This window comes from Methanocalculus sp. (assembly GCF_030651615.1).
Taxonomy (GTDB): domain Archaea; phylum Halobacteriota; class Methanomicrobia; order Methanomicrobiales; family Methanocorpusculaceae; genus Methanocalculus.
Window position 1 is genome coordinate 1 of sequence record NZ_JAUSCG010000196.1, and the last position, 8893, is coordinate 8893.

8 protein-coding genes and 1 tRNA gene are annotated in these 8893 nt (G+C 52.4%); 7 read left to right on the top strand and 2 right to left on the bottom strand.

Annotated features, from left to right (window positions below; all coding sequences use genetic code 11):
* On the bottom strand, positions 1-489 hold a 489-nt coding region (locus Q7V06_RS08485), incomplete at its 3' end, for a hypothetical protein (protein WP_304840550.1).
* Positions 490-582: 93 nt separating this feature from the next.
* On the opposite strand from Q7V06_RS08485, the gene nifB reads away from it, so the two are divergent.
* The 7 genes from nifB (at position 583) to Q7V06_RS08520 (ending at position 6766) form a co-directional block, all read left to right on the top strand.
* The gene (gene nifB, locus Q7V06_RS08490) at positions 583-1497 is read left to right on the top strand and encodes a nitrogenase cofactor biosynthesis protein NifB (RefSeq protein WP_304840552.1); all 915 of its coding nucleotides are present in this window, start codon (positions 583-585) and stop codon (positions 1495-1497) included.
* Positions 1498-1523: 26 nt separating this feature from the next.
* Positions 1524-1700 (top strand): hypothetical protein, encoded by a 177-nt coding sequence (locus Q7V06_RS08495; RefSeq protein ID WP_304840554.1) that lies wholly within the window; start codon positions 1524-1526, stop codon positions 1698-1700.
* Between the two features lie 83 nt (positions 1701-1783).
* Positions 1784-1868 (top strand) — tRNA-Leu (locus Q7V06_RS08500).
* Between the two features lie 195 nt (positions 1869-2063).
* Positions 2064-2249 (top strand): type II toxin-antitoxin system HicB family antitoxin, encoded by a 186-nt coding sequence (locus Q7V06_RS08505; protein ID WP_304840556.1) that lies wholly within the window; start codon positions 2064-2066, stop codon positions 2247-2249.
* Between the two features lie 213 nt (positions 2250-2462).
* Positions 2463-3209: a cyclopropane-fatty-acyl-phospholipid synthase family protein gene (locus tag Q7V06_RS08510; protein WP_304840558.1), complete on the top strand. Its 747-nt coding sequence runs from the start codon at positions 2463-2465 to the stop codon at positions 3207-3209.
* Between the two features lie 168 nt (positions 3210-3377).
* Positions 3378-5369: an alkyl/aryl-sulfatase gene (locus Q7V06_RS08515; protein WP_304840560.1), complete on the top strand. Its 1992-nt coding sequence runs from the start codon at positions 3378-3380 to the stop codon at positions 5367-5369.
* A 182-nt stretch (positions 5370-5551) separates the two neighbouring features.
* On the top strand, positions 5552-6766 hold the full coding sequence (locus Q7V06_RS08520) for a M23 family metallopeptidase (protein ID WP_304840562.1): 1215 nt from the start codon (positions 5552-5554) through the stop codon (positions 6764-6766).
* 233 nt (positions 6767-6999) lie between these two features.
* On the opposite strand, the gene Q7V06_RS08525 is transcribed toward Q7V06_RS08520, so the two are convergent.
* Positions 7000-8499: a hypothetical protein gene (locus tag Q7V06_RS08525; protein WP_304840564.1), complete on the bottom strand. Its 1500-nt coding sequence runs from the start codon at positions 8497-8499 to the stop codon at positions 7000-7002.
* Positions 8500-8893: the final 394 nt, after the last annotated feature.

Sequence of the window (8893 nt, forward strand, 5' to 3'; positions counted from 1 at the left end):
CACATACGGTTCATCAGGGTTGAAGATCCGTAACGGAGATCCCATATCAGGTACCTGCTCCTGATGGGTGATGACATTTTCCGGATACACTATGATTGACCGTGTTTTATATGGTATGCCGGATGTTCTGACCTCATCTGCGGTTGCAGGTGAGTAACCAACTGATACCTGATCGGTGTTATAAGCGAAGAAGATGAGCATCATGGAGTACCCTTCGCGGGGTATCACACCCGATATCTGCCGGGCATTCATCTCAAAGGTGAGAAGAAGGGCATTATCACGTGTGAGAGGGGACGCAGAGAGCGTGATTGGAATCGATTGTAATTCCGATGGCACAATGATCACGGGTGACTGGACAGGAGAAACCGGCACCTGCGTGGGAGGTGTAGTCTCCGGGATTATTACATCCGTCTCTGGCGCGGCGGTGCATCCGGAGAGGAGAGGCACGATCAGGCAGAGAATGATTGCTATGAAGAACCATTTTTTCATGTATCACGATATACTCTCTGAACTATAAAAGATAGTATTTCAGTTGCAGTAAGAACAGTATTTATACCCTCTTCTTCCATTACTCTTGATCATATGACGGATGAGGGTTACCCGACAGCGAACGTTCAGGGAAAAGAGATCCCCTACGATCCGGAGACGCTCCGGAGGATCAAAGAGCACCCCTGCTTTTCTGAGAAGGCATGCCATACATTTGGCAGATGCCATCTTGCGGTCGCGCCGAAATGCAATATCCAGTGCAACTACTGTGTCCGGGATTTTGACTGCGTCAATGAGTCCCGTCCCGGCGTGACCAGCGAGGTGCTCAGCCCTGAAGTAGGGCTTGAACGCGTGAAAGAGGTCCTTGAGAAGTTCCCGTACGTGAAGGTGATCGGGATCGCTGGCCCCGGCGAGCCGCTTGCAAATCCGGAGACAATGGAGACAATACGGCTTGTGCATGAGGCATATCCCCATATCATCCTCTGCCTGAGCACAAACGGCCTCATGCTCCCTGAGTTAATCGATGAGCTTCTCAAGTACGATGTCTATAACCTGACGGTGACACTGAATGCCATCGATCCGGAGATCGGTGCAAAGATCTACTCGCATGTCACCTATAAGGGGAAGAAGTACGAAGGGGTTGAGGGAGCAAAGATCCTCCTCGAACAGCAACTGAAAGGGATTCAGATGGCGGTCGAGCGGAAGATGATCGTAAAGATCAACACCGTTTACATTCCTGGTGTGAATGACGAGCATATCCCGGAGATTGCAAAGAAGGTCGGAGGAATGGGTGTCTACAACTACAATATCATCCCGCTCATCCCCCAGTATAAGTTCGAGGGGGTTACTCCGCCGACACCGGCAGACAAGCGGGCGATGCATGAACGCTGTGCGCCCTATGTCAAGCAGATGAAACACTGCCAGCGGTGCAGGGCAGACGCAGTCGGCATCCTCGGAAAGGATGTTCAGTCCTGTCTTTCAAGCGGGTGTGGAGAGAAGAAAGAGCATTAACCCATTAAAATCATCATTGAGAGCAGATGAGCAGGATTGTGCTTGTTGATGAGGAGACAGGTGAGCGGATCCGCCATCCTCTCAGGACCCTCAAAGAGGCGGACCAGCACCGCGAATGGTATGAGCGGATGACCGGCAGGCGGTTCCGTGTCATGAAGATCTTCGGGTCGGGGATCGGGGCTGAGCGGATTGATGGGAAATAAGATCTCAGACCGACATTGAATGGGATGATCATCCCGATACTCTTCCAATACTTTTTCTGGATGGACGGCATACAAATAGTGGCGCGAGGGTAGCCAAGCCCGGCCAACGGCGTCGGACTTAAGATCCGATCCCGCAGGGGTCCGCCGGTTCGAATCCGGCCTCTCGCATTTTTGTTTTTTCGGCACGTGACGGGATGTATTCGACCATAAACATCTGCCATCTCTTCTATGACGAATTGGTTCTCTGAAAAAATAGTGTAAATATAAAAGATATTTTATTTTAGAAAAAACAATAATACACTACCGAAAAAAAAGTTTAAACGTATAGTACTTTAAAGAACAAATGAGGTGAGATCAGGTCCTATGAAATTCAGAGTGACCATAGAGAGGGACGAAGAGGGGATCTTCGTCGCCGAATGCCCGTCCCTTCCGGGCTGCATATCCCAGGGAAAAACCAGAGCCGAAGCCCTTGAAAATATAAAAGACGCTGCAACAGGGTACCTGGCAAGCCTGAAGAAGCATAATGAACCAATCCCCCAGTCAATATGAGGAAACCAGAGATTGACGTCTGATATTTCCAAATGACTTCCATTATCTTACCTTGAAGGAATGAGCCGTGAGGTGAGGTCTGGTTTATTTTCAGAACACCACAATAACAACTCAAAATGTCGGGGCTATGGGCAGATATCAAAAACATTATTTTCAAAAGACACGAAGAATATAATCCAATTATCATATAATTTACTCAAAGGAGTTTGTACATTGGACATACCACGTATCTTTACTATTTCCGAAAGCGCCCACCGTATTCATAACCCGTTCACACCAGAAAATCTCGCCACTCTCGGCGCAGCGTTGCGCCTGGAGCCGGGGGCTCGTCTGCTTGACCTCGGCAGTGGTTCGGGAGAGATGCTCTGCACCTGGGCACGCGATTTTGGAATCAACGGTGTCGGCATCGATATGAGCCAGTTGCTCACCGGGCAGGCGAAACTCCGTGCTGAAGAACTCGGAGTCACTGATCGTGTCGGGTTCATCCACGGCGATGCTGCCGGCTATGTCGCCGACGAAAAGGTCGATGTGGCAGCATGTCTTGGTGCCACATGGATTGGCGGGGGAGTCGCCGGCACCATCGGGCTTCTGGCACAAAGTCTCCGCCCCAAAGGGATCATCCTCATCGGTGAGCCCTACTGGCAGCAGGTACCACCAACAGAAGATGTTGCCAGGGGATGCTTTGCCAGTTCTATCTCGGATTTTCTCATGCTTCCGGACCTTCTCGCGTCTTTTAACGATCTCGGCTACGATGTTGTGGAGATGGTTCTGGCAAACAATGATGGCTGGGACAGGTACGAAGCAGCCAAATGGCTCACCATGCGCCGATGGCTCGAAGCGAATCCCGACGATGACTTCGCAAAAGAGGTGAGAGCCACACTGACGTCGGAACCAAAACGCTATGCCACGTACACACGTGAATACCTTGGATGGGGAGTGTTCGCGCTGATGGCACGGTGATGTGAGGCAGCTGGATGCTGTTGTTCGATCCTGTAAGAGCAGGGTCACGGGTCGAATCCGGCCTCTCGCATACCGTTTTGATTTTGGTACGTGAGGCTCAACAACAGCCTCATTTACCGCACCACATTTTTCACCATCCTTATCTATGAAGAATTATTCATTTTATCTATGAAATGCCTGAACACGCGTCTGCTTCTTTGCCTTTGTGCTCTTCTTCTCATAGCTTCCCCGGTTGTAGCAGAAGATCAGAGAAATGACGCAACCTCATACACCCGTGCCATCAATACGGCTGAAGATCTCTCTAAAACCTGGCAGAATCTCAACGATGATATTGAGTATGCAAACCGCGGACTTCTCGCAGCACCGGACTCGCAGATCATTCTCAACGCGGCTGGCAAACCGGTTCTGGACGTAACAGGTCTCTCTTATCTCCAAAACAACACCGCACCCTTGACAGTGAGTGCTGGCCTGTACGAACAGGCGAGGCTGAACAGCATTCGCGGGCTCTTTCAGGTGACTGATACCATCTATCAGGTACGCGGATACGATGTTTCCGTGATGAGCCTTATCAAAGGAGAGACCGGCTGGATCATTATCGATCCGCTGGGCTGTACCGAGAGCGCAGGGGTAGCTCTGGATCTCGTCACCAAAAAACTCGGCGAATATCCGGTAAAGGCAGTCATCTACACGCATCCCCACGTGGATCACTGTCTCGGTGTGGGAGGTGTCACTACTCAGGAGAAGGTCGACTCAGGTGAGGTCATCGTCATCGCCCCTGAAGGATTCATGGAGCATCTTGTCAGCGAAAATGTGTACGCCGGAACTGCAATGAAGCGCCGTTCGATATACATGTTCGGTTTGACGCTTCCGGTCGACGAAAAGGGCTTTGTGGATTTGGGCATTGGGACGATGATGGCCAGCGGAAGTATGACGCTTATCCCCCCGACGCGTGATATCACCCATACCGGACAGACTGTGACGATCGACGGTGTGGAGATGGTGTTCCAGCTGACGCCCGGCACCGAAGCCCCGGTGGAGATGAATATCTGGTTCCCGCAGGAGAAAGCGCTCTGCATGGCGGAAAACTGCGTTGGAGCACTCCATAATATTCTGACTATCCGGGGAGCCCAGGTACGGGACCCCCTTTCCTGGTCACGATACCTCGATGAAGCTCGCCAGCTCTATGGAGGAGAGGCCGGGGTGATGTTTACCTCGCACAACTGGCCGCGTTTCGGTAACGAGGCTGTGGTCGAAACGCTTGAGATACAGCGTGACATGTACAGGTATCTCCACGATCAGACGCTGCACCTGATCAATCGGGGATATACGATGGATGAACTCTCTCATATGATTACTCTGCCTGATTCCCTGAGGAAGTATGGATACACGCACGAGTTTTATGGGACGGTGCAGTTCGCAGCAAAGGCCGTATACCAGAAATACCTGGGATTCTACGATGGAAACCCAACGCATCTGAACAATCCCGATCCAGTTGGGTTCTCCTCGGTGCTGATCGAGTATATGGGTGGGGCAGATGCAGTCATACCCAGGCTCAGAGAGGATTATCAGAAGGGAATGTACCAGGAGGTGGCAACGATTGCCGGCTACATTGTCTACTCAGACCCGACAAACAGGGAGGCAAGAACTATCCAGGCCGATGCACTTGAGCAACTTGGATACCAGTCGGTCTCCGGCCCGTACAGAAATGCCTATCTGACGGCAGCTCAGGAGCTCAGGAGTACCGGCGTGTCGGAGTCCGGAGATGCCAGCACCCAGGGATCACCCCCGGCATTGGGATTGCTGTCGGCACTGTCTCCTGATCAGGTCTTTGAATATCTTGCAATACGGCTGAATCCGGAGAGAGCCGATGGGGAAGACATTTTGGTCAATATCATCATGGAATCTCCGGAAGGCAATACTACAGCGGTTGTTCATCTGAAGAACTGTGTCCTCCATGCATGGATGGGGACGTATGATGGAAATGCCAGTGCGACTATTTCCGGCGAAAAGACTGCAATGAAAGGGTATCTGCTCCAGGGCAGGCCTTCGAAAGAGAAGCTGATGGGTTTTGCCACGGTCTCAGGAGATGTGGATTCGTTTATCCGTCTGATGGGCATGTTTGATACCTTCACCCCGGATTTCCCTATCGTCCTCCCATAAACCCAATATACACAATCTTTTACCTATGGAGAAAGAGCCGGATAGGGAGTTGTGAGCACTCCGGAACAGGTCACATGGTTTTCTGCATGGAGCAGCAGGCCCCTGTGAGCCACCGGTCGGTGAGATGGCACAAGTGCCAAATACTGTGAGGGGTGATTATCGCATCTGGAGATACTCCCCCCATGAAACACATTCCTTTCCTTCTCACAATCGCGTTAGTAGTCTGTGCACTCCTGTCTTCGGGCTGTACCGGGCCCGCAGAGGTGCCCGCTGCCCCGGAGATTACCATGACCATTCCCGTGGAACCCATCCCGGTCAGGAGCAGCGGAGGGATGAACCTCGCCTATGAACTCGAATTCCACCCATCCGGCAACCAGACGATAGTACCGGAGAGAGTAGAGGTGATCGACCCTGAGACCGGTGCTGTCATTACAACCCTCGAGGGTGATGACCTCGACCAGCTCTGGCATCCGGCATCCTCACCCCCGCCAACCCGGGAGGAGATTGATACATTCACGAGCAAGATGCCGATGTCGCGGGTCTCTGTCTGGCTCGTCATGAACCCGTCATCTGTCCCGGACCGTCTCGTCCACCGGGTCACCCTGAACCGGAATGCAGACGGGCTGCCCCCGACATTGCTGGAAGGCGCGGAGGTGGCCGTGCGAAAGGATCGTGAGCCGATCGTGATCGCCTCACCGGTTCGCGGCCCCGGATGGCTGATCATCGAGACCACCTGGCCGTATACACACCACTTCCTGGCACAGATTACCACGGACGGGGCGACACGGGTCCCGCAGCGGTACGCACAGGATTTGATCGGGATCGACCCGGAGACGGGGCGCCTTGCCTCTGAGAACATAACGGACATCCGCAGCTGGTACGGGTACGGAAAGGAGCTCTATTCTGTCGCTGACGCAACCGTTGCGGACACGCTCGACGGACTGCCGGACATCCCGACCATCTACTCCACTCCTCCGGCCGACATCACGACCGCATCGGGTAACTACGTCATCCTCGATCTCGGAGACGGGATGTATGCCTGCTACGGCCATATGATCCCCGGATCAATCACCGTGAAAAAGGGCGATACGGTGAAAGAGGGGCAGGTGATCGGCCTTGTCGGGAACAGCGGGAACTCGGATGTGCCGCACCTCCACTTCCAGATCGTAACCGGCACCCCGTCCTTCCTCGGTGCGGAAGGATACCCCCATGTGTACCGGTCGTTTGATTCGATAGGAAAGGCGGACCAGGCACTCATCGACACGAAAACCTCACAGGATGACTTTTCGGGCCTTCAGTTCTGGGAAGAGTATCCCGATTTCATCGCATGGTATGATACACCGATTCACCGTGAAGAGATGCTGCCGGACAACCATAATGTGATCCGGCTATCGTAACATTTTTTGGGAGGTGGATGTCCGATCTGATCCCGGATGAGGGGGCTTGCGTGCTCGATCCCGGCTCTGGTTCGGGCGAGATGCTCTGCACCAGGGCACGCTATTTTCGGAATCAACGATGTCGGCGGTCGTCGCGTCTTTCCTGGAAAGGCGCAGCTTGATCCCGTTCGCCGGCCGATCCCTTCCAGACGGCGTGAGTGATAAAAAAAGGTGAATGCTCCGGGATCAGGTAGTTACTCCCTCGCCCTGCCTGTCTCTATCCCGGTGCGGCTGCTGTCCCTCTTGCCGGAGATGCTCATCACGGCACCGATGTCCGGGTTAATCAGGCATACCGGGAAGTACCCGAATAATGATCTGAAGTCGATCTTCAGCATCCGGTGCCGGATGAGATCGATCTCGATCTTCTCTAAACTGCACTTCATCTGTGGGGTCACGCCCTCATCCGCCAGCACGGTCTCAAGGGTTCTGATGGCCGGGAGGATCTCCTCCCGGATCACCACGATCTTTGATTTCAAGAGGGTTTCCGCGAGCGTCCTGCTGTATCTCCCCTGAAAATGCCGTACAGCAATCATCTGCGTCAGGAAGATCAGGGCAAAGATCCCCGTGTGGATGTGGATGTCGGCTTCGGCGGATGTGAAACTGCCGTAGGTGATCCCGGGGAGGACCACCGCCGCGATGAGAATTATACCGGTGACGGTGATCAGCACGGCGGCGGTGAGTGCGTATTTTAGTCCCTTGCTCCAGGCCTCTTCATAATGCTCTTTGAATGTGGAATGGATGCCGAGCACTTCCGTGAAAAAGCCACTGGAATACGGCTTCACATGCACAACCGCGATATAGAAGACGATTATCGCAACCGACTGGACTGAGATGATGATGGAGGAGAAAGCCTCGAACTGGCCGAAGATTGCCCAGCCTGCGAGTGCAAAGACAGCGGAGAGGGCAAAAAGCATGAGAAAACCCGGAGCCAGCGGCTGGCAGTTTATGAAGAACAGGTTCCAGCCGAGTTCGTAGAGGTGGTTCCTCTTTCGGGAAAGCCCTTTGATCGTCTCGGTCGTCTCGGCGATACCGATACTGCCCCTTCCGGAGGTCTCCCCACCCGCGATCTCGTCCCGGCTCTTTCTCTCGCGATATTTAAGTTCCCTGATGTACCCTATATATGCTTTTAAATCCGCCATATCGGTCGGAAGCATGGTGAGGAAGGGGTTTACCATCAGGAACGTGAAGGCCGCCATAATCCAGTACAGGTAGAACTTCCAGGTAAATGCAAACATGAGCCCCAGGTTGATTGCTACCGCCGCCCCGAGGATGAGCGGCGTATATTTAAGGCTCCATTTCGTCTCGTTGAGGCGTTTCAAATCCTCTTCTGCCGTGCTACAGATCTCTTCCGCTTCAGCCCGGGATGATCTGAGATTCTGAAAAAATTCCTCCGGAGAGATCTCCGGGATATCTTCCTTATTGCGTCTTATGAATTTGTTCAGGTAGGGAAGTTCCATCGGGGATGGTTTCGTTACGATTGGTAATATAATTGCAGCTTTCCCCGGTGCGGAAGGATATCCCCCCCGTGTAACCGGTCGTTTGAGGCGATAGGAAAGGCGGATCAGGCACTCATCGACACGAAAACCTAACAGGATGACTTTTTGGGCATTCAGTTCTTGGAAGAGTATCCCGCCGACTTCATCGCATGGTATGACTCGCCCATCCCCCGTGGGGCGATGCTGCCGGACAACCATGATGTGATCTGGGTTTTGTAATTATTTTGGGAGGGGGAGATGGAGGGGATCGTCTGACCTGATCCTGGAGTATGGAGTTCGTGGGTTTGAATCCCCCCACTCATATGCTTTTTATGGAGTAAATTTCCCGCGAAAATGTAACTCCATATTCCCATGTGTATTTTCGCAGTTTTTAACCTAAAAGTATTAAAAGCGAGATTTATATAATTTGAGACCAGATACACAAATATGACCGAAGAAGAAAATAAAGTACAATTTTATTACGGCGATTCTTTGATATTTGAGAATGGAGGAATATGCACTGGTGCATATGAAAGCAAATATGTAATATGCCCAAAATGTCTTAGAACGACAATTTTAGTGAAAGATTATCCTAATGATGCTTTCCAATATC